19 protein-coding genes are annotated in these 20,239 nt (G+C 67.3%); 5 read left to right on the top strand and 14 right to left on the bottom strand.

Going from position 1 to position 20,239, the window contains the following annotated elements:
• Positions 1 to 13 precede the first annotated feature (13 nt).
• From E2E30_RS10905 to ychF, 5 genes are all read right to left on the bottom strand, one after another.
• A complete protein-coding gene (locus tag E2E30_RS10905) occupies positions 14 to 463 on the bottom strand; it encodes a MaoC family dehydratase (protein ID WP_133189709.1) in 450 nt (149 codons plus the stop codon).
• 38 nt (positions 464 to 501) lie between these two features.
• Positions 502 to 1,776 carry an alkaline phosphatase family protein gene (locus E2E30_RS10900; RefSeq protein WP_133189707.1) on the bottom strand — a complete coding sequence of 425 codons (1,275 nt, stop codon included), beginning with the start codon at positions 1,774 to 1,776 and terminating at the stop codon, positions 502 to 504.
• 259 nt (positions 1,777 to 2,035) lie between these two features.
• The gene (locus tag E2E30_RS10895; protein WP_240698912.1) at positions 2,036 to 3,283 is read right to left on the bottom strand and encodes a hypothetical protein; all 1,248 of its coding nucleotides are present in this window, start codon (positions 3,281 to 3,283) and stop codon (positions 2,036 to 2,038) included.
• A gap of 415 nt (positions 3,284 to 3,698) precedes the next feature.
• Complete coding sequence (locus tag E2E30_RS10890) at positions 3,699 to 4,013, bottom strand: hypothetical protein (RefSeq protein ID WP_229839236.1); 315 nt, start codon at positions 4,011 to 4,013, stop codon at positions 3,699 to 3,701.
• A 38-nt stretch (positions 4,014 to 4,051) separates the two neighbouring features.
• Positions 4,052 to 5,152, bottom strand: a complete 1,101-nt coding sequence (gene ychF / locus E2E30_RS10885; protein WP_133189705.1) for a redox-regulated ATPase YchF — start codon at positions 5,150 to 5,152, stop codon at positions 4,052 to 4,054.
• A gap of 198 nt (positions 5,153 to 5,350) precedes the next feature.
• On the opposite strand from ychF, the gene E2E30_RS10880 reads away from it, so the two are divergent.
• Positions 5,351 to 6,001: a hypothetical protein gene (locus E2E30_RS10880; protein WP_133189703.1), complete on the top strand. Its 651-nt coding sequence runs from the start codon at positions 5,351 to 5,353 to the stop codon at positions 5,999 to 6,001.
• 131 nt (positions 6,002 to 6,132) lie between these two features.
• On the opposite strand, the gene E2E30_RS10875 is transcribed toward E2E30_RS10880, so the two are convergent.
• Complete coding sequence (locus E2E30_RS10875; RefSeq protein WP_133189701.1) at positions 6,133 to 6,747, bottom strand: TIGR02466 family protein; 615 nt, start codon at positions 6,745 to 6,747, stop codon at positions 6,133 to 6,135.
• A 65-nt stretch (positions 6,748 to 6,812) separates the two neighbouring features.
• Here E2E30_RS10875 and E2E30_RS10870 point away from each other — a divergent pair, with 65 nt between their 5' ends.
• Positions 6,813 to 8,000, top strand: coding sequence for a JmjC domain-containing protein (locus E2E30_RS10870; protein ID WP_206365558.1), 1,188 nt, complete (start codon positions 6,813 to 6,815; stop codon positions 7,998 to 8,000).
• A 15-nt stretch (positions 8,001 to 8,015) separates the two neighbouring features.
• Here E2E30_RS10870 and pth read toward each other — a convergent pair whose 3' ends face one another.
• The 6 genes from pth to E2E30_RS10840 form a co-directional block, all read right to left on the bottom strand.
• A complete protein-coding gene (gene pth, locus E2E30_RS10865) occupies positions 8,016 to 8,585 on the bottom strand; it encodes an aminoacyl-tRNA hydrolase (RefSeq protein WP_133189699.1) in 570 nt (189 codons plus the stop codon).
• Between the two features lie 93 nt (positions 8,586 to 8,678).
• Positions 8,679 to 9,362 carry a 50S ribosomal protein L25/general stress protein Ctc gene (locus E2E30_RS10860; RefSeq protein ID WP_133189697.1) on the bottom strand — a complete coding sequence of 228 codons (684 nt, stop codon included), beginning with the start codon at positions 9,360 to 9,362 and terminating at the stop codon, positions 8,679 to 8,681.
• A gap of 252 nt (positions 9,363 to 9,614) precedes the next feature.
• The gene (locus tag E2E30_RS10855) at positions 9,615 to 10,472 is read right to left on the bottom strand and encodes a TraB/GumN family protein (RefSeq protein WP_133189695.1); all 858 of its coding nucleotides are present in this window, start codon (positions 10,470 to 10,472) and stop codon (positions 9,615 to 9,617) included.
• Positions 10,469 to 11,395 (bottom strand): TraB/GumN family protein, encoded by a 927-nt coding sequence (locus E2E30_RS10850; protein ID WP_133189693.1) that lies wholly within the window; start codon positions 11,393 to 11,395, stop codon positions 10,469 to 10,471. The genes E2E30_RS10855 and E2E30_RS10850 overlap by 4 nt, the downstream gene beginning before the upstream one ends.
• A gap of 30 nt (positions 11,396 to 11,425) precedes the next feature.
• On the bottom strand, positions 11,426 to 11,875 hold the full coding sequence (locus E2E30_RS10845; RefSeq protein ID WP_133189691.1) for a hypothetical protein: 450 nt from the start codon (positions 11,873 to 11,875) through the stop codon (positions 11,426 to 11,428).
• A complete protein-coding gene (locus tag E2E30_RS10840; RefSeq protein ID WP_133189689.1) occupies positions 11,841 to 12,056 on the bottom strand; it encodes a helix-turn-helix transcriptional regulator in 216 nt (71 codons plus the stop codon). The genes E2E30_RS10845 and E2E30_RS10840 overlap by 35 nt, the downstream gene beginning before the upstream one ends.
• A gap of 248 nt (positions 12,057 to 12,304) precedes the next feature.
• Here E2E30_RS10840 and E2E30_RS10835 point away from each other — a divergent pair, with 248 nt between their 5' ends.
• The 3 genes from E2E30_RS10835 to ppdK all read left to right on the top strand — a co-directional run bounded on the left by E2E30_RS10835 (position 12,305) and on the right by ppdK (position 18,406).
• Complete coding sequence (locus E2E30_RS10835; protein WP_229839235.1) at positions 12,305 to 13,204, top strand: glycine--tRNA ligase subunit alpha; 900 nt, start codon at positions 12,305 to 12,307, stop codon at positions 13,202 to 13,204.
• A 127-nt stretch (positions 13,205 to 13,331) separates the two neighbouring features.
• The gene (glyS, locus tag E2E30_RS10830; RefSeq protein WP_133189687.1) at positions 13,332 to 15,662 is read left to right on the top strand and encodes a glycine--tRNA ligase subunit beta; all 2,331 of its coding nucleotides are present in this window, start codon (positions 13,332 to 13,334) and stop codon (positions 15,660 to 15,662) included.
• An 80-nt stretch (positions 15,663 to 15,742) separates the two neighbouring features.
• On the top strand, positions 15,743 to 18,406 hold the full coding sequence (gene ppdK / locus E2E30_RS10825; RefSeq protein WP_133189685.1) for a pyruvate, phosphate dikinase: 2,664 nt from the start codon (positions 15,743 to 15,745) through the stop codon (positions 18,404 to 18,406).
• A gap of 82 nt (positions 18,407 to 18,488) precedes the next feature.
• Here the strand turns inward: ppdK and E2E30_RS21020 are convergent, their stop codons facing one another.
• Together E2E30_RS21020 and E2E30_RS10815 are read right to left on the bottom strand one after the other, a co-directional pair.
• A complete protein-coding gene (locus tag E2E30_RS21020) occupies positions 18,489 to 19,145 on the bottom strand; it encodes a hypothetical protein (RefSeq protein WP_240698911.1) in 657 nt (218 codons plus the stop codon).
• 93 nt (positions 19,146 to 19,238) lie between these two features.
• Positions 19,239 to 20,237, bottom strand: coding sequence for a type II secretion system F family protein (locus E2E30_RS10815; RefSeq protein ID WP_133189683.1), 999 nt, complete (start codon positions 20,235 to 20,237; stop codon positions 19,239 to 19,241).
• Positions 20,238 to 20,239: the final 2 nt, after the last annotated feature.

Raw genomic sequence — 20,239 nt, 5'->3', positions numbered from 1 at the left:
CCGCGTCGAACCATTACGCGGCGGGTCGGGTGCGAATGAGGCCGATCGAGACGAAGGTCATCACCGTGACATCGTCCTGGTTGAGCACGGTCATCCGGCTGCGATAGCTCCCCATCTCGGGCCGGCTCTGCGATGCGCGCTTGTCGAGGATTTCGGTTTCGCAGCGCAGCGTGTCGCCGGGATAAACGGGCTTGAGCCAGCGCAGTTCGTCGATCCCGGGCGAGCCGAGACCGGCTTGATCGTGTGCCTTGAGGTTCTCGACAACCATTGCCATCGTCATCGCGCAGGTGTGCCACCCGCTCACCGACAGCCGGCCGAAATGCGTCTCGGCGGCGGCCGCATCGGAGAGGTGGAACGGCTGCGGGTCATAGGCCTTGGCGAATGCGACGACCTCGTCGTGCAGCACTGCATACTGGCCGAACGACGCTTTGGTCCCGACCACGATATCTTCGAAATATTGCATCGCGCGAGTGTCCGTCGCGCGCGCTTCGAAGGCAAGCGCTACTTGGCGAGCGCTGCGCGGAACGGCGCGTCGTCGCCGTCCAGTCCGGTCCCCGCGGGCAGGCCGAGCACATCGCGGATCAGCGGCGCGACATCGACATTGTCGAAACCGGGCAGCGGCCCGAGCGGCTTGATCGCCGGGCCGCTGGCGATGAACAGCGCGGCCATTTCGGGCGCGGTATTGTCGAATCCGTGATTGCCGCCGGGCTTGGCATCGGGCTTCGGCGTGCTGGCGGTGAGCGACCAGCCCGTCTCGGCGAGGCAGAAATAGGGCGGCACGCGCGGGTTGGCGCCGTAGTGGAGCCGCGCCGGGATCTCGCTCTTGCGCCAGCAATCGTAATGCGCGTGATGGCCGAGCAGCGCCTTTTCGAGCGCCGCCTCATGTCCCGGCACCGCATAGAGGCTGGCGAACGGCCCCGATTCGAACAGGCGATAGTCCGCGGGACTCGCGATGCTGTCGATCGCGATCGTACGCGCCGGGCTGGTCGCGGCCATGCCGTGATCGGCGACGATTATTAGATTGGCGGGCTGGCCGAGTGTTCGCAGGCCCGAGACGAGCGCCCCGATCTGGGCGTCGACCTGCTTGACCGCTTCGGTCGTCTCGGGCGCGTCGGGGCCAAAGCTGTGGCCCGCACTGTCGACGGTATCGAAATAGAGCGTGATGAAGCGCGGGCGCTGCGCCGCCGGCCGGCGCAGCCAGTCGATCACGCCGGCGACGCGCTGTTCGCCCGGCACCGCTTGGTCGAACGGCCACCAATCCTCGGGCCGCATCCCGCCATTGGTCGCGCCGTGACCCTTGAGTGTGCCGCCCCACGCGACGTTCGAACCCGGCCAGAACATCGTCGCGCTGCGGACCCCGCCGCGCTCGGCAGTGACCCAGAGCGGCTCGGCTGCGTTCCACCAGAAGGGGTCTTTCGAATCCTCCATCGTGAACTTCTCGCCCGGCCGCGCGACGTCCTCCATCGCGTTCGAGACGATGCCGTTGCGATCGGGCCGGAGGCCGGTGACGAGCGTCCAGTGATTCGGGAAGGTCTTGGAGGGGAAAGACGGCCGCATCGCCGCGCTGATCCCGCTTGCGGCGAGCGCATCGAGGTTCGGCGTCACCCCGCGCGTGCGGTAATCGGGGCGGAAGCCGTCGATCGAGACGAGGATCGTAACGGGCGTCCGCGCTTCCGCGCGCAGCGCGCTGGGGCGCGGTCCGGGGGCGGGCGCGGTGACGCAGGCCTGGAGAGCGGCGCACAGGGCGGCGGCAAAGATCTTGGTGGTAAAACGCATGTGCGATTCCCTGCGGCACGATTGCGTCGGCGCTATGACAGGGTGCGCTGGGCGCGCCTAGCGGGCGCCGCCTGCTGTTCTCCCTTCTGATCCTCCTTCTTCCCCGGCGAAGGCCGGGGCCCAGTCGTGGAACGATGGCGAGAAAGCGCGGCGCTCGCTTGCGATCGGCTCGCTCCTGGGCCCCGGCCTTCGCCGGGGAAGAGAAGAAGAAAGGGGAAAGGGTAAAGGGTAGACGAGAAGGGCAGGCGCGATGGTGCGCCTATCCCCCCAGCGAGACCTTGGCGAACAGGCTGAAACTCACCGGCATCTTGCCATACGCGGCATCGAGCGCCGAGGGCTTGGCGAACACCCCGACCGACCCGCCGAGTGCGAGATCGAACGGCCCGACGAACGGCAGCCGATAGGCATAGCCCCCCTCGAGCTTGCCGACGCGGAACTTGCGGTCGTGCAGCGGGTCGGTCCGGTCGGGGAACAGCTCGTCATTCGCGACGTCTTCCGCGCGCGCGAACAGCGTGTGGTGCCGGTCGATGTCCCAATTCGCCTCGGCGAGCCATGCCGTCAGCGTGCGCCCGGGCAGCAGATGTTTGTTCGAGAAAGCGAGCAGCGCCGAGACGCCGTGCCGCGCATATTGCACGCTCGCCGTCGTGCGCGCCTCGTCGCGGTCGGGCTCGAGCTGTTCGGGGCTCTTGAGCCGGCCGTGGCTGATCTGCACCGCCCAGGCGGGCGAGGGGGTCCAGGTCGCGCGCACGCTCCACGAATCGAGGCTGGGGCGCTCGATGTTCCAGCGAAACTGGTCGGGCTCGCGCCCGCGGAACGCCGAGGCCTCGAGCTGCCAGCGCGATGCCGCATAGCCAACGGTGACGACGCCGTAGCTGATATGCGTGCTGTCGAACCAATGGTGCGTGATCGGCGAGAGCGGCTGATAGGTCGCCGAGGTGCGGTGCATGAACGCCGACGGTCCGATCGCCGGCTCGGCGACGGGACCGCCATAGACGAACACGCTGCCGGGCCCGGCATCGACATCGAGCCGCGCCGACAGCTCCATGAAGAGGTCGTGCGGATGCTGGCGATCGGTCAACTGGATCCTGCCGTCGGCGGTTTCGCCGGTGGCGAAGAGGTTGGGATAGCCCTTTTTGCCCATCGCCGGTTCGAGGCTCATCATCGAGCGCAACTGCAACCGCGCTCCGCCGTAATCGCGCGCGGCGGAGAGCATCGCCATCGAGGTGACGAACGCTTCGTTCTCGCCGCGCGGCCCGCCCTGGTCGGTATAGACGCCCCAGGCATAGCCGTGGAGCATCAGCATCCAGTCGCCCGCCATGAAGTGCGACCCCCGCATCGCCCCATCGTTGCCGGGGTTGCGCGCGGTGCCCGAGCCTTCGGCATAGGCGCCGTCGGGCGGGCCCATCGTCATGCCGGGCATCGCAGCCATGTCGTGGCCGGCGTGCTCGGTGTGGACGATGTGGTCCCCCTGCCCGGTTGGGGCGGGGGCTGCTGGCGACATCGCCATGCCAGGCATCGCCTCGGATGTCGGATCCGTAGCGGCATCCCCGGCTTGCTTCTCCGGCGACGGCCGGGGCGAAGGCGTGGAGGTGGGTGTCGGCGCGTGCTGCGCGTGATCTTCAGCCGCTCGCGACTGGGCCCCGGCCTTCGCCGTGGAAGCGGAAGGGGGGAGGGGGGGAGTGGCGGGAGCTGCGGCGGGCGTATGCACGGGTGAAGCGTCATGCTGATGCACCGGCGCCGGAACCGCGCGTTTCGGCTTCGGTTTGGCGGGCATCGGCATGTCCATCTTCATGCCGGGCATCATCTGCGCGAGCGCGCCCGTCGGCAGCAACGCCGCCACGGCACAGCCCGCGATCATCATCGATCGAGTCATTGTCGGTCCTCACGAACAAGAAAGCAAAGCGGGCACATGGCCCGCCGGTTTAGGCTTTCGAGCGCGGAGGGGGCAAAGCGGGCGGCGTGCCCGACGCCGGGTCGAACGCCGCGGCAACGATGCGCCGTGGCGGTGCGGCGGGTGCCAGCGGCGCGGTTACGCCGCGCGCGGCAAGGCTCGCGGGCGGGATGCAGCCGATGCACATGTGCGGGATGGTCGCATGGTCGTCGCGGACCGGCACGGCGTGGCCGGCATGATGCATCGCCGTGGCCTTCGGCGCGGGCGCGTCATGGCACGGCGCGCTCGCGAATGCCGGGAAGGCAAAGGCTGCCAAGAGCAGCGCAAGGATCAGGCGGGCGAACACGGGAACAGCGCTACGCCGTGTCCGCCCGCACGACAAGGTCAGACGTTGAAGCGGAAGTTGAGCACGTCGCCGTCATGGACGACATACTCCTTGCCTTCCTGACGCAGCTTGCCGGCATCGCGCGCGCCGGTTTCGCCGCCAAGCGCGACATAGTCGTCATAGGCGATCGTCTCGGCACGGATGAAGCCGCGCTCGAAATCGGTGTGGATCTCGCCCGCTGCCTGCGGGGCCTTGGCGCCGGCATGGACGGTCCAGGCGCGCGCTTCCTTCGGGCCGACGGTGAAGAAGGTGAACAGCTTGAGCAGCCGATAGCCCGCGACGATCACGCGCGTCAGGCCGGTCTCGGTCAGCCCGAGCTCGGCCAGGAACTCGCCGCGTTCCTCGGCGGCCATCGTGGCGATCTCGGCCTCGATCGCGGCGGAGACGACGACGGCTTCGGCGCCCTCGGCCTTGGCCTTCTCGAACACGCGCGCCGACTGGCTGTTGCCGTTGGCGGCGCTCGCCTCCTCGACGTTGCAGACATAGAGAACGGGCTTGGCGGTGAGCAGCTGCGCCTGGCTGAAGGCGCGCGTCTCGTCCTCGTCCTTGGGGACGGTCAGCCGCGCGGGCTTGCCCTCGCGCAGCAGCTCGAGCGCCTGGCCGAGCACCGAGGCGGCGACCTTGGCCTCCTTGTCGCCCTGCGTCGCCTTTTTGAGCAAATTGGGGACGCGCTTTTCGAGGCTCTCGAGGTCCGACAGCATCAGCTCGGTCTCGACCGTCTCGGCATCGGCGATCGGATCGACCTTGCCCTCGACATGCGTGACGTCGTCATCCTCGAAGCAGCGCAGCACGTGGACGATCGCATCCACCTCGCGGATGTTGCCGAGGAACTGGTTGCCGAGCCCCTCGCCCTTCGACGCGCCGCGCACCAGACCGGCGATGTCGACGAACCCGAGCTGCGTCTCGATGATCTTGGCCGAGCCCGCGACCGCGGCGAGCTTGTCGAGCCGCGGGTCGGGCACCGCGACGTTGCCGACGTTCGGCTCGATCGTGCAGAACGGATAGTTCGCCGCCTGCGCCGCCGCGGTTTGCGTCAGCGCGTTGAAGAGGGTGGACTTGCCGACATTGGGCAGCCCGACGATGCCACAGCGAAAACCCATGATATTCCTTGGTGTGCGATGATGTGCGTGAAAGCCCGCCCGATACGGCGTTGCGCCGCGAAAGACCAGCCTGTCGCACCATGAAGGCCCTTGATGAAGGCCCTTGCCGGGAACCCGCAAAGGCATAGGCTGTTGATTCTGGATCAAGTCGCTTGCTTGCCGAGTCGTACGTCGGAGTTTCTTGCTGGGGTCAATGTGATGCGCCGAAAGTCTCTGCAGAGCTGTTGTGTCACGATCCTGCTTTCGGGCGCGGCGCCGGGCGTTGCCAGTGCGGCCGACTTCGAATCGCACATCGTCTCGCTCGAGGATCCGGCGAGTACGCAAGACCCCGCCGCTGTGCGCGGCACGACCGCTCATGCGCTCGTATCGATGTCCCCGCATACCGAAACGGGTGACCAGCCTGCGGTCTCCTACGATCTCCGGCTGGCGAGGGGCTATCAGGCGAACGCGGTGACGACGCTCAAGCAGAATTTGCGCGCGCGCGGCACCGGGATGAAGGACGCCTATGCGCATGGCGATCGTGGACTGCGGGTATCGGTCGGATCGAGCTATCACATGCGGTACCGCGCTTCGGATGTCGGGCCGGGCGCCGCGGCTGGCACCGCCGCGCTGATGCGGCTCCCGGTCGGCGCGGTAAATTTGCGCGACGGCTATGAAAATTACGCGCCGGTCGCGATGCTTGGCTATGACGCCGCGGTCAGCGAGCGGATGAAGGTCGGGATCGAGGGTGGCATGATGGTCGGCCGCTCGACCGCGATGTATGCCGACGAGACGGTCCCGGGCCTGCGCGAGGAGAGCCATAGCGCGCGCAATCCGGTGGCGGATCTGGTGATGACCTACGCGTTTTGAACGCCACAGCGTGACTCGTCACCCCGGGCTGGTCCCGGGGTCCACCGCGATACGAATGCCGCAGCCGCAATGCGCGCGGCACGGTGGGCCCCGGCACAAGGCCGGGGTGGCGATTGGGAGCTTAGCCGACGCTACCAGCGATAGTTGAAGCTGATGCTCACGCGCTCGGTCTTGGCGGTCCCGGGCGCGACCTCGTGGCGCAGCCAGCTTTCCCACAGCAACACGCTGCCCGCCTGCGGCTCGACATAGACGAAGGTCTTGAGCGCCTCGGCGACATCGTCGCGGCGGCGCGGGGCGGCCATCATCATCGGTAGCCGTGGATCCTCGAACTTGATCGCGCCCGCGCCCGGCGGGACGGCGATATAGACCGTTCCCGAGATCACGCTGTGCGGGTGGATATGCCCCGAATGCGTGCCGCCCGGCTTCATCACATTGACCCACAGGCTGTCGAGCTTGAGCTTGCCGCCGTCGAGTTCGAAGCCACAGTCCTCTGCGAAGGCGGCGACATGCTTGTTGAGCAGCTTTACCAGGTCGGCGAACGCCGGATCGCGCATCGGCAGGTCGTTGAGCGAGGCGTAGGAGGTGTAGCCGCGATAGCCATGCGTCTTCGACCAGCTCCGTCCGGCGCGATCATCCTCGGCGAGCGCGTGGCACGAGCGTTCGAGATCGGCGACCAGCGCCGCGTTCTTGAGCTTCGCCTCGTAGAGCGGGGTGGCGAACAGGCTGCGGGTCGAGGCATTCTTCATGCTGCGCCCTATCCTCCAGTGCGACGCCGTTGCCAAGGTGTCGGATGCACGTCTAGATTTCGCGCGTGACCTTTGCAGATCTCGTCGCGCCGCTCGACAGCGCCGTCTTCCAGTCGAGCTATTGGGGCGTGCAGCCGGTGCATATTCCCGCGCCGCCGGGCGGGCGGGGCGCTCTGCTCGATTGGCCGCGCTTTGCCGAACTGCTCGGGGTCGGCGCGCACTGGACCGCGTCGAACCTCAAGCTGATCCTCAACAGCCGACCGATCGTCCCCGATTTCTATCTCGACGGCGATGCGACCATGCCGATCGAGGCGCGGCGGGTCGATCCGGCGCGAGTCGACGTGTTCCTCGGCATGGGCGCCAGTCTGGTCGCCAACGATATCGAACGCATCGCGCCCGAAATCCGCGACTGCACGCAAATGCTGGGCGAGCAGTTCGCCGCGCTGACCAACGCGAACGTCTATTGCTCGTTCAAGGGCGTCCAGGCGTTCGCCACGCATTTTGACGTGCACGACGTGTTCGCGGTGCAGTGCGAGGGCGAGAAGGTGTGGCGGGTCTATCAGAACCGCGCCGACGCGCCGCTCGTCGCGCCGCACGGTGGCGAAGAGGTGCAGCGCCAGATCGACGCGGCGCGCGGGCCCTTGCTCGCCGAGGTGCGGATGCGGCCGGGCGACGTGCTGTATCTGCCGCGCGGCTGTTACCATGATGCCTTGGCGCAGGACGGCGCGTCGCTGCACGTCACCTTCGCGGTCGCGCCGTTGACGGGCATGACGCTGCTGCGCGTGCTCGAGAGCGAGGCGCGGCGCGATCCGCAGTTCCGCGCGTATCTCGAGGATGCGCGAGTCGATGCGGGCCAGCCGCTCGCGGCGCAGCTGCACGCACTCGCGACGCGGCTCGGCGAACTCGCCGCCAGCCCGCTGGTGCGCGATGCGGTGATCGACGCGCAGCGTGCGCGGGTTCGGCCCATCTATGCCTTCACGCTGCCGCAGCATCCCGCGCTTGAATCCTATGCGCGGACGCAACGGCCAGCACGGATCGATTGGCGCGATAGCGGGATGGTGCTGTTCACGCAGAGCGGTGCGCATCCGCTCGGGACGTTCGGCGCGGTGGCCGAATATGCGCTGTCGCGGCCGGCTTTCTCGGCACAGGAGTTGCGCGCGCGGTTCGCGCATGTGCCGGTGGCCGAGCATGACGCGCTGATCGCGTTGCTGGTGCGCGAACGGCTGTTCGAACGCTACACGCCCGAGATGTGACAGCGCGGCGGGCGTTCAGCCCGCGAGGCGCACCGCGACGTCGCTCATGAATCGCCCGTCGTCGCCGCTGGCGAGCCACGGCGCTTCGGCCGCGACCGCGCCGAGCATGTCGGCGAGCGGATCCATTTCGGCTTTGGCGTAATTGCCGAGCACGTACGGGCTGACTTTGTCTTTATGGCCGGGGTGGCCGATGCCGAGGCGAACGCGGCGGAAGGCATTGCCGATATGCGCTTCGGTCGAGCGCAGGCCGTTGTGGCCAGCGGTGCCGCCGCCGGTCTTCACCTTGACGCGGAACGGGTCGAGGTCGAGCTCGTCGTGGAAGACGGTGACGTCGCCCTCGGTCAGCTTATAGAAGCGCATCGCCTCGCCGACGCTGCGACCGCTTTCGTTCATGAAGGTGGCGGGTTTCAGGAGCAGGATCTTTTGCGCGCCGATGCGGCCTTCCTGGGTCCAGCCCTGAAACGCCTTCTTGACCGCGCCGAAGCCGTGCATCTCGGCGATCGTGTCGAGCACCATGAAGCCGACATTGTGCCGGTTGAGCGCATATTGCGCGCCGGGATTGCCGAGACCAACCCAGATTTGCACGGCGGATGCCTACCTTTTCAAACGAACGGGGCAGCGAAAGCGTCTGCTTCCGCTGCCCCGATTGTGCGCATCCCGCAAGGGGACAGCGGCTGCTTACTCGGCCTTGTCGCCTTCGGCTTCGGCTTCAGCTTCGGCGGCTTCAGCTTCTGCTTCAGCCGACTGGGCTTCGGCAACGGCAGCCTCGAGCTCTTCGTCCTCGACGGTCGGGACCGTCGGCGGAACGATCGTCGCGATCGCGAAGTCGCGGTCGGCGATCGCCGGCGTCACGCCCTTGGGCAGCTTGACGTCCGAGATGTGGATCGAGGCACCGACGTCGAGACCTGCCAGCGAGATCGTGATCTCGGTGGGGATGTCGGCCGCGTCGCAGACCAGCTCGAGCTCGTGGCGCGTGATGTTGAGCACGCCGCCAGCCTTGGCGATACCGGGGGCATCGTCCTCGTCAGCGAACACGATCGGCACGTTGACGTGTACGGTGGTGTGCGCGCCGATGCGCAGGAAGTCGACATGCGTCGGACGATCGGTGACGGCGTCGAACGAGACGTCCTTCGGCAGGGTGCGGATCTGCTGGCCACCGGCGTCGACCATGACGACCGAATTCATGAAGTGACCCGTCATGAGGAGACGCATCAGCGCCTTTTCCTCGACGTGGATCGAGAGGGGTTCTTGCTTGTTGCCGTAGATCACGGCGGGGACGCGGCCTTCGCGACGAAGCAAACGGGAGGCTCCCTTGCCAACCTGTTCGCGCGTCTCGGCTGCGAGCTCCAATTGGTCGCTCATTGCATTACTCCGAAATACGGTTGTGGTGTTTCCGGCCAAGCCTCCAGGGATGACCCTGGCCGAAGCGCGGCGCTATAGGGGAGGCGGGGCTTAAGTGCAAGACAACGGTTCGGCGCTTCCGCCCCACACGTCACCCCAGCGAAAGCTGGGGTCTCCCCGGAAGGCGCGCACCCGGAGAACCACAAGACCCCAGCTTGCGCTGGGGTGACGGGTGGAGGGTGGGCCTTCGCACGATATCGCCCGCCCGTTATCCTATTCGACCCGCTCGACCTTCAGCCCCCGCGCCAGCAGCATCGCAACGACCGACCCCGGCCCTACCAGATGCCCCGCGCCAACCGCGACGAACACCCGCCCCGGCCGCGCCAGCCGACGCACGATCGCGCTCGCCCAGCGGGCGTTGCGATCGGTCACCAGCGCCGCCTCCATCGCCGGATCGCGCTGTAACGGCGCGACATCGGCGGCTAGCCCCGCCGCATCGCCGGCCATCCACGCGGTGCGAAGCGCGGCATCGCCCTTCGCCGCCGAGAGGGCGTCGCGCACCGCGGCGATCAGCAGCGTATGTTGCGACTCGGCGGGCAGCCGGTCGAACAGCCGCAATTGCCCCTCGCGGCTCTCCAGCGCACCGATCGCCCTGCCGGCGAACGCCCGCGTCAGCACCGCCTCGACGCCATTGGCGGCGTCGGAGTCGGAGAGATGTCCGGCCCCAGCACTGATCGTCAGCGCCGCTGCCCAGGTCTTCAACCCATCGAGCGTTTCCGGCGATTGCCCCGCGAGCGCCATGCCACGTGCGAGCACCCCGCGATCATCTGCCGCCACCCGCTCGAGCAGCGGCGGCAAACCCGGTTGCTCCGCCAGCGCCAGGAACTGCGCGCGCGCCGCGGCGTCGTCGGCGGGCGGCACTTCGAGGATCAGCGTGTCCGCCGCCGCGATCGCGCCCGCCACCGTGGGCGTCTGCCACGCGACGCGGGGCGGCAGCGCGTGGATCGATCCGAACAGCCAGATCGTCGTATCGCGGTCCGCCACGCGCCATACTGCTGGATGCGCCGGGGTCTCGGGCGCCTGCGCGCACGCGGCGAGCGCCAGCCCGAATGCCAGCGCCGCGTACCTCAATAGCGGATCCGCGTCGCGACGATGCGATGCTTGGCGAGCTGCGCCTGGACGCTATCCTTGCCCGCGAGATGCCCCGCGCCGACCGCGATGAACACCGTGCCCGGCGTCTTCATCCGCGAATCGATCCAGGTCGCCCAGCGCGCGTTGCGATCGACCAGCAGCACCTTGTAGAGATTCTTCTGCCCGGTCAGATCCTCGTTCATCAGCTTGCTCAAGCCCTCGGCGTCGCCGGCTTTCCATTTGTCGACCATTGCGTTGATCGTGGTGTCGAACTTGTCGAGGTCCTTCACGCTTTCGAGCAGGAAGGCGATCTGGTCGGCCTGTGGCAGATCGTGGAAATAGCCGAGCTGCTGTTCGAGCGTCTCGAGCCCGGTGACCGGCTTGCCCGCGGCCTTGGCGGCAGCATCGAGCGCCATCTCGGCGCCGTCGGCGGCGCTGTAGCCCGCCTTTTGCAGCGAGATCTGCGACATCGTCACCGCAGCGAACCATGGCTCGAAGCGATCGAGCGCGGCGGCGGGAACGCCGAGCTTGGCGAGCGCGGCGGCGTAGGCCGCGCGGCTCTTTTCGGGGAGCTTCTGCGTCAGCGTGGGGCCGGTCGGGTCCATCGCGAGCGGTCCGATCACCTTCTGCGCCTGCTCGGGCGTGGGCAACGGGATTTCGAGCACGAGCTGCCCGCTCGCGTCGAACGCCTTGCGCACCGCCGAATCGAACCAGCTGAGGTTCGGCTTGAGCGCATGGACCGTGCCGAACAAATAGATCGTCGTGTCCTTGTCCTTCACCACCCAGAGCGCGGGGTCGGCGGGAACGGTGGCGACGGGCGCGGACGCCGCGGGGGCAGGGGCAGGAGCTTGCGGCGCGGTGTTGGCGGCGAGCAGCAGTGCGGCGAGTGTGATCACCGTCTGCCCGAAATCGAGCGTCTTCATGGTTCGATCCTTCTTAAAGGTTTGGCGAGGTCAGCGCAGCTTGCGCCAGGCATAAGCGAGGCCGGTCGAGACCAGCACCGCGAGATAGAGCGTCATCGCATCGGGGGCGGGAACGAGGCCGCCTTTCCAGAGGATCAGCCAGACGGGATAGGCCATCAGCAGCACGTTGGCGCCCATCGTCGCGGCCCAGTAATTGTCGAGTCGCTGGAGCTCGTCGATCGTGCGGTAATAGACGAGGCTGCCCGCCGTCACCGCGCCGATCAGCAGCAGCGCGGCAAGGATCGCGAACCATGCCGGGAGCGAGCCGCCGGTGGTGAGCGTCGCCTCGTGCGGCTCGATCAGCGCGGCGGTGAAACCGACCGCGCCGCCGAGCATGCTGAGCACGGCGAAGGTGGTGAACGTGCGACGCGAGCGCGCGCGATCGGCGGCTTCGCCAGGGCCGATCTCATTCTGCGGCATGGCTATCTTCGGTCTGGTCATCGAAAATCTCCTCGATCGGCATTTCGAACAGGCGCGCCAGCTTGAACGCGAGCGGCAGCGACGGATCGTATTTGCCGGTTTCAATCGCGTTGACCGCCTGCCGCGATACGCCGAGCCGGCCGCCAAGCTCGGCCTGGCTCCAGTCGCGCTCGGCGCGCAGCACCTTCAAGCGGTTCTTCATAGCGGTTTCCATCGGAGCCGCATCGTCAAGCGAGCGGCGACGTCGGGCTTGCTGAATGATCGTACATCGGTCCCTCCATCATGCGACGCTGACACTCTGTCAGCTGTCCATGACTAAATGACAGTGAGTCGTGTCCATGTCAAGAACCCCTGACAAAAGGTCAGTGCAGGCTGACCGGGGGCGGCAATGCCCAGCGCGCGGTTGAAATTCCCGTCGCCCTGCGCCAAAGCCCCCCCGTGACCGACATCGTGACCGACAGACCCCTCAGCTTCCAGGGCATGATCCTCAAGCTCCACGAATACTGGAGCCAGCATGGCTGCCTCATCCTCCAGGCCTATGACATGGAGATGGGGGCGGGGACGTTCCACACCGCCACGACGCTGCGCGCGCTCGGCCCCAAGCCGTGGAACGCCGCCTTCGTCCAGCCGTGCCGCCGCCCCACCGACGGCCGCTATGGCGAGAACCCCAACCGGCTGCAGCATTACTATCAGTATCAGGTGATCCTGAAGCCGAGCCCGTCGAACCTGCAGGAGCTGTATCTCGGCAGCCTCGCGGCGATCGGCATCGACCCGCTGGTCCACGACATCCGCTTCGTCGAGGACGATTGGGAAAGTCCGACGCTCGGCGCGTGGGGCTTGGGCTGGGAAGTGTGGTGCGACGGGATGGAAGTCACCCAGTTCACCTATTTCCAGCAGATGGGCGGCTTCGACATGAAGCCCGTCGCGGGCGAGCTAACCTATGGGTTGGAGCGGCTCGCGATGTACGTGCAGAATGTCGACAATGTGTACGACCTGGCGTTCAACGATGCCGGTGTGACGTACGGCGAGGTGTTCCACGAGAATGAGGTCGAGATGTCGACCTGGAACTTCGAGGTCGCCGATACCGACAGCCTGTTCGACCAGTTCCGCAAGCATGTCGCCGAGTGCGAGAACAGCCTTGCCGCAAAGTTGCCGATCCCGGCGTACGAGCAGGCGATCAAGGCGAGCCACGTGTTCAACCTGCTCCAGGCGCGCGGGGTGATCTCGGTCGCCGAGCGCCAGGCCTATATGGGCCGCGTGCGCGATCTCGCGAAGGGCAGCTGCCAGGCGTGGATGGACAAGAATGCCGAGGGCTGGAAGGCCGAGTATCCGGCCTGGAGCGCCGCGTGATGGGTTCGTTTAAGAAGGCCCTCACCCAACCCTCTCCCGCAAGGGCGGGAGAGGGCTTTTCTGTATGCGCCCGGCTCCCTCTCCCGCTCTTCGCGGGAGAGGGCTGGGGTGAGGGCCTTCTTCTGCCATGACCGATTTCCTCCTAGAACTCCGCTCCGAGGAAATCCCCGCGCGTATGCAGGATCGCGCGCGCGAGGATCTCGCCAAGCTCTTCACCGCCGAGCTCGCCAAGGCTGGCCTCCAGCCCGGCGCGCTGCAGACCTACGCCACCCCGCGCCGCCTCGTGCTGATCGCGCGCGATCTGCCCGCGCAGACCGCCGCCGTGTCGGAAGAGACCAAGGGCCCCAAGACCAGTGCCCCGCCGCAAGCGCTCGAAGGATTCCTGCGCAAGACCGGCCTGACGCGCGAGCAGCTCGTCGAGCGCGACGGCATCCTGTTCGCGGTGATCGACAAGCCCGGCCGCGCCACCGCCGACGTGCTGGCAGCAGCGATCCCCGCGATCGTCCGCGCCTTCCCCTGGCCCAAGGCGATGCGCTGGGGTGCCAGCTCGACCACGATGGAATCGCTGCGCTGGGTTCGCCCGCTGCAGGGCATCGTCGCTCTGTTCGGTGACGACGTGATCGATTGCGAGATCGCCGGCATCACCAGCGGCGCCGCGACCGTCGGGCATCGCTTCCACCATCCGCACGTCATCACGATCGGAAGCGCCAACGACTATGTCGAGAAATTGCGCGCCTGCCATGTGATCGTCGACCAGGCCGAACGCCGCCAGATCATCGCGCTCGGCGCGACGATGGCGGCGCGCAAGGCCGGGCTCGAGCTGGTGCAGGACGAAGGGCTGCTGAGCGAGAATGCCGGCCTCACCGAATGGCCGGTGCCGCTGCTCGGCCGCTTCGACGAAGCGTTCCTCGAAGTGCCGCCCGAGGTGATCCAGCTCACCGCGCGCGTGAACCAGAAGTATTTCGTGTGCCGCTCGGCCGACGGCGCCTTGGCGAACGCGTTCATCTGTACCGCCAATATCGACGCGGCCGATGACGGCGCGAAGATCGTCGAAGGCAACCGCAAGGTGCTCGCGGCACGGCTGTCCGACGCGAAATTCTTCTACGAGACCGATCTCAAGGTGCCGCTCGAAGAGCAGGCGGCCAAGCTCGACCGGATCGTGTTCCACGAAAAGCTCGGCACGGTCGCCGACAAGGTCGACCGCGTCGCCAAGCTCGCGCGGTGGCTGGTTGAAGAGGGCATCGTCACCTCTTCTGCTCCCCTCCCGCTCGCGGGAGGGGCTGGGGGAGGGCCTGTTCCACTCGCCGACGCCGCCAGTGCTGACGGCCCCTCCCCTAACCCCTCCCGCAAGCGGGAGGGGGACCTGTCGCGCGCGGAACTGGCCGACCTCGCCGAGCGCGCCGCGCGCCTGTGCAAGGCCGATCTCGTCACCGGCATGGTCGGCGAATTCCCCGAGCTGCAGGGCTTGATGGGCGGCTATTACGCCGCCGCGCAAGGCGAGCACCCCGCCGTCGCCGCGGCGATCCGCGATCACTACAAGCCAGTCGGGCAGGGCGATGATGTGCCGACCGATCCGGTGACGGTGGCGGTTAGTCTAGCGGACAAGCTGGATACGCTTGCGAGCTTTTTTGCTTTCGAGATGCTCCCGACGGGGTCGCGTGATCCGTTCGCTCTAAGGCGTGCTGCAATTGCGATAATCAGCCAAATCATTGCTGCGAATGTTCGCGTTTCAATCAGTCAGGCTGTGCGTTTTGGAGCGCTGCCGATGGGTCGGAAGCGAGCTATGGAAATCTTTCTGGAAGAATATGTAGCGTACGACGGTTCGCTTCAATCTGAGTTCCTCGGGTTTACCGACGCGGTCGTTTCAAGCGTTGCCATAGAGTTGGAGAGCTTCTTCGCCGACCGCCTCAAAGTCCAGCAACGCGAAGCCGGCGTTCGGCACGACCTGATCGACGCGGTGTTCGCGCTCGGCGGGGAGGACGATTTCGTCCGCCTGCTCGCGCGTGTGCGTGCGTTGCAGGGGTTTGTCGGGACCGAGGATGGGGCGAATTTGCTCGCCGGCTACAAGCGGGCGGCGAATATCCTGAAGAAGGAGGGCTTCGTCGCCCCGGCGCAGGCCGGGGCCGGCCTGAAATCGGACACACCGGCGGACACCAACGCAACGGCCCCGGCCTCCGCCGGGGCGACGGCATCTGGCTACACGCCAGAACCCGCCGAAACCGCACTCGCCACCGCGCTCGACGCGGCCGAACCCGCCGCCTCGGCCGCAATCGAGCGCGAGGATTTCGAAGCCGCGATGGCCGCGCTCGCGACGCTGCGCGCCCCGATCGACGCGTTCTTCGAGGGCGTCATCGTCAACGACCCCGAACCCGCCAAGCGCACGGCGCGGCTCGGGCTGCTTGATCGCGTTCGTGCTGCGGTGCACAACGTGGCCGACTTCTCGAAGATCGAGGGCTAGCCCCCGCGATGATGTGATCATACCGCGACTTTTGCCGACGCCTCCCCAGCGAAAACCCAGGCACTGAGTAGGGAATATCCATGACGTACGTATATCGGTTCGGCGGCGGCGTTTCGGACGGCGGCAAGGGCGATCGCAACCTGCTGGGGGGCAAGGGCGCGAACTTGGCCGAGATGGCGTCGATCGGCCTGCCGGTGCCGCCGGGCTTCACCATCTCGACCGATTTCTGCGCGGTCTATTACGACGAAGGCGGGCAGTTTCCGCAAGGCCTGCGCGACGAAGTCGCCACCGGGATCGCGCATATCGAGGGCGTGACGGGCAAGCGCTTCGGCAATGCGGCCGATCCGCTGCTCGTCTCGGTCCGCTCGGGCGCGCGCGCCTCGATGCCGGGCATGATGGACACCGTGCTCAACCTCGGCCTCAATGACCAGACCGTCGAGGGCCTCGCCACCACGAGCGGCGACGCGCGCTTCGCGTGGGACAGCTATCGCCGCTTCATCCAGATGTATTCGGACGTCGTGCTCGAGCTCGACCATGACGCGTTCGAGGAAGCGCTCGAAATCGCCAAGGAAGACCGCGGCTACTTCCTCGACACCGATCTCACCGCCGATGATCTGCGCGCGCTCGTCGCCGAATATAAGGCGCTGGTCGAAAAGCAGTGGGGCAAGCCCTTCCCGCAGGACGTCCACGATCAGCTGTGGGGCGCGGTCGGCGCGGTGTTCGGCTCGTGGCAGTCCGAGCGCGCCAAGGTCTATCGCCGCCTGAACGACATCCCGGCATCGTGGGGCACCGCGGTCAACATCCAGGCGATGGTGTTCGGCAACATGGGCGACACCTCGGCGACGGGCGTCGCGTTTACGCGCGACCCCGCCAAGGGCGACCGCGCCTATTACGGCGAATTCCTGATCAACGCGCAGGGCGAGGACGTCGTCGCCGGCATCCGCACCCCGCAATACCTCACCACCGCGGCGCGTGAGGCGGCGGGTGCCAAGCCGCTGTCGATGGAAGAAGCGATGCCGGTGGTGTTCGCCGAGCTCGCCAAGGTGTTCGACCTGCTCGAGACGCATTACCGCGACATGCAGGACATCGAATTCACCGTGCAGCAGGGCAAGCTGTGGATGCTCCAGACGCGCTCGGGCAAGCGCACCGCCAAGGCCGCGCTCAAGATCGCGGTCGACATGGCCGAAGAGGGGCTGATCACGCGCGAGGAAGCCGTCCAGCGGATCGACCCCGCCGCGCTCGACCAGTTGCTCCACCCGACGCTCGACCCCAAGGCGCCGCGCGACGTGCTGACCAAGGGCCTGCCCGCATCGCCCGGCGCGGCATCGGGGCAAGCGGTGTTCGACAGCGACACCGCCGAGAAGCGCGCGAATGCTGGCGACTCGGTGATCCTGATCCGCACCGAGACCTCGCCCGAGGACATTCACGGCATGCACGCGGCGCGCGGCATCCTGACCGCGCGCGGCGGGATGACCAGCCACGCCGCCGTCGTCGCGCGCGGCATGGGGCGGCCGTGCGTCTCGGGCGCCGGCTCGATCTCGATCGACGCCAAGGCCGGCGTGATGAAGGTCGGCGACCGGACGATCCGCGAGGGCGATCTCGTCACGATCGACGGCACCACCGGCGAAGTGATGGCGGGCGAAGTGCCGACGGTGCAGCCCGAACTGTCGGGTGATTTCGCCGCGTTGATGGTCTGGGCCGACGGCGTGCGCCGCCTGAAAGTCCGCGCCAATGCCGAGACCCCGCTCGACGCCAAGGTCGCGCGCGAGTTCGGTGCCGAGGGCATCGGTCTGTGCCGCACCGAGCACATGTTCTTCGATGCCCAGCGCATCACCGACGTGCGCCAGATGATCCTCGCCGAAGACGAAGCCGGCCGCCGCACCGCGCTCGACAAGCTGCTGCCCGCACAGCGCAGCGATTTCGTCCAGCTGTTCGAGGTAATGGCGGGCCTGCCCGTCACGATCCGCTTGCTCGATCCGCCGCTCCACGAATTCCTGCCGCACCAGGAAGCCGAATTCGCCGAGGTCGCGCGTTCGGCGGGGATCGACATCGACGTGCTCAAGCGTCGCGCTGCCGAGCTCCACGAGTTCAACCCGATGCTCGGCCATCGCGGCTGCCGCCTCGGCGTGACCTACCCCGAAATCTACGAGATGCAGGCGCGCGCGATCTTCGAGGCGGCGATCGAGGTCGCGGTCAAATCGGGCGCGGCACCGATCCCCGAGGTGATGATCCCGCTGGTCGGCACCGCGCGCGAGCTCGAGCTGATGAAGGCCGTGGTCGACAAGGCGGCGGAAGCCGTGTTCGCCGACAAGGGGCACCGCATCGAATATCTCGTCGGCACGATGATCGAGCTGCCGCGCGCCTGCCTGATGGCGGGCGAGATCGCCGAGTCGGCCGAGTTCTTCTCGTTCGGCACCAACGATCTGACGCAGACCACTTTGGGCGTAAGCCGCGACGACGCCGCGCGCTTCCTCACCACCTATGTCGAGCGCGGCATCTACGCGCGCGATCCGTTCGTCTCGCTCGACGTCGAGGGCGTCGGGCAGCTGATCGAGATGGCGGCGGAGCGTGGTCGCGCGGCGCGCCCGGGAATCAAGCTCGGCATTTGCGGCGAGCATGGCGGTGACCCGGCGAGCATCGCGTTCTGCGAGGCGACCGGGCTCGACTACGTCTCGGCCTCGCCGTACCGCGTGCCGATCGCGCGGCTCGCGGCGGCGCAGGCGGCGCTGGCAAAGCAGGGCTGAGCGGGCTCGGCCGCACCGCGTTGCGCGCCATGCTCCCGAAACCCTCCTCCGCATAGCGGGGGAGGGGCGCCGCCAGCCGTCTTCAGGCTGACGGTGGAGGCGGTACCTCACGCGCCTGCAGTGCGCCCGTTTCGACGTGTTCCCCCGGCGCATCCGCCGATCCGGCGCGAAGCGCCGCAGCCTGCGCGCGCCATTCGTCGCGCGCCATCAGCCCTGCGGGCAACGCGAGCCGCTGCTCGAGCGCGATCTCGTCGGCGGCCGAGAGCTTCTCGATATCCTCGAACCGCACCAAGCCGAGGCTGAACAGTCGCGTCGCAAGCAACGCGTCGATCCCGCGGATCCGCGTCAGATCCTCGCGCGCCGGGCGCGGATCGACTCTGGCGTGGGGGATGACGTTGTCCGCTTCGACAACAGGCTCGTGAACCGGCGCAACCGTCGTCGGCACGACCTCTGGCGTGACATCGTGCCTCGCGCCGCTCCGCAGCCGCGCGATCGTCTGTTCGGCGTCGGCATGGTCGGCGCGTAGCGACGCAAGCTCGTCCTTCAGGTCGGTCGCGCGCTGCTGTGCCGCGCGGAGCTTGTCCTCGGCATCGCGGTGATAGGCCGCGTAGCTGTCGGCCTGCGCCCGCGCGCGCCGCTTCCATTTGGCGGCATTCGGTGCGCTGGCAAACCCGATCAGCCACCCGCTCAACAGCACGATCGTCAATACGACGAACTGCTCCGATGTAGTAAACAGCATGGCCTGATCCCTCGACAGAACGTCGCGGGATAAAATGCCGGTAACCGCGTCGTGCGGCAAGGGCGCTTGCCGGCACCCCTGCCGCCGCGGTCGTCAGTGGTTGAACGCGTCGGAGATCGAGCAGGCCGCCGGGCCGAGAATGACGACGAACAGCGTCGGCAGGATGAACAGGATCAGCGGGATCGTCATGATCGCGGGGAGGCGCGCGGCCTTTTCCTCGGCGCGCATCATGCGTTCGTTGCGGAACTCGCCCGACAGCACGCGAAGCGCAGACGCGAGCGGCGTGCCGTATTTCTCGGTCTGGATCATCGTCGTGACGACGCCCTTGACCGCGTCGAGCTTGACGCGCTGGGCGAGGTTCTCGAACGCCTGGCGCCGTTCCGACAGGAAGCCGAGTTCGATCGCGGTGAGCGTGAATTCGTCGCCCAGTTCGGGATAGGCGCGGCCCAGTTCGCGCGCGACGCGGTTGAACGCGGCGTCGACGGTAAGTCCCGCTTCGGCACAGATCACCAGCAAGTCGAGCGCGTCGGGCAAGCCCTTCTGGATCGCCTGAGAGCGTTTGGTGACGAGATTGTTGAGGTAGATATCGGGCGCCTTGTACGACAGCACGAAGTTCATCGCGACCAGCGCGTACGCCTTCCAAGGCGTCCAGCCGGCGAACATCTCGGTACCGTACACGACATAGACGCCGAACACGCCCCAGGTGAGCGGCAGCATCAGCCGGCCGAAGATCACCGCGACGGCATATTCCTTCGAGCGGATGCCCGCCTGCATCAGCTTGACCTGCGCCGCCTTGACCTGGCTGTCCTGAAGCACCTTGAGGCCCGACAGGAGCGCCTTGATCCGGTCGGTGGTCTCGTTCTTGGTGACGAGCTTGGCGCGGCGCTTGGTCGATGCGGTGATGCCCGCCTTCAGCTGCTCGCGCCGGTCGTTGAGCGCCTTGACGCGCTTGGTCATCGGGTCGCGCGCGGTGGTCGCGGCATAGACCGCGAGCAGCACCATGAACGCTGCGATGCCGGCGAGGAAGGTCGCGACGGTGAAGACGTTGACGCCAAGGATGACGGGGCCAGCGGGATGATCGAGTGGGGTCATCG

The organism is Sphingomonas sp. AAP5, from assembly GCF_004354345.1.
In the GTDB taxonomy this organism is placed as follows: Bacteria; Pseudomonadota; Alphaproteobacteria; order Sphingomonadales; family Sphingomonadaceae; genus Sphingomonas; species Sphingomonas glacialis.
This window is presented reverse-complemented; position numbering and strand designations above follow the sequence as displayed.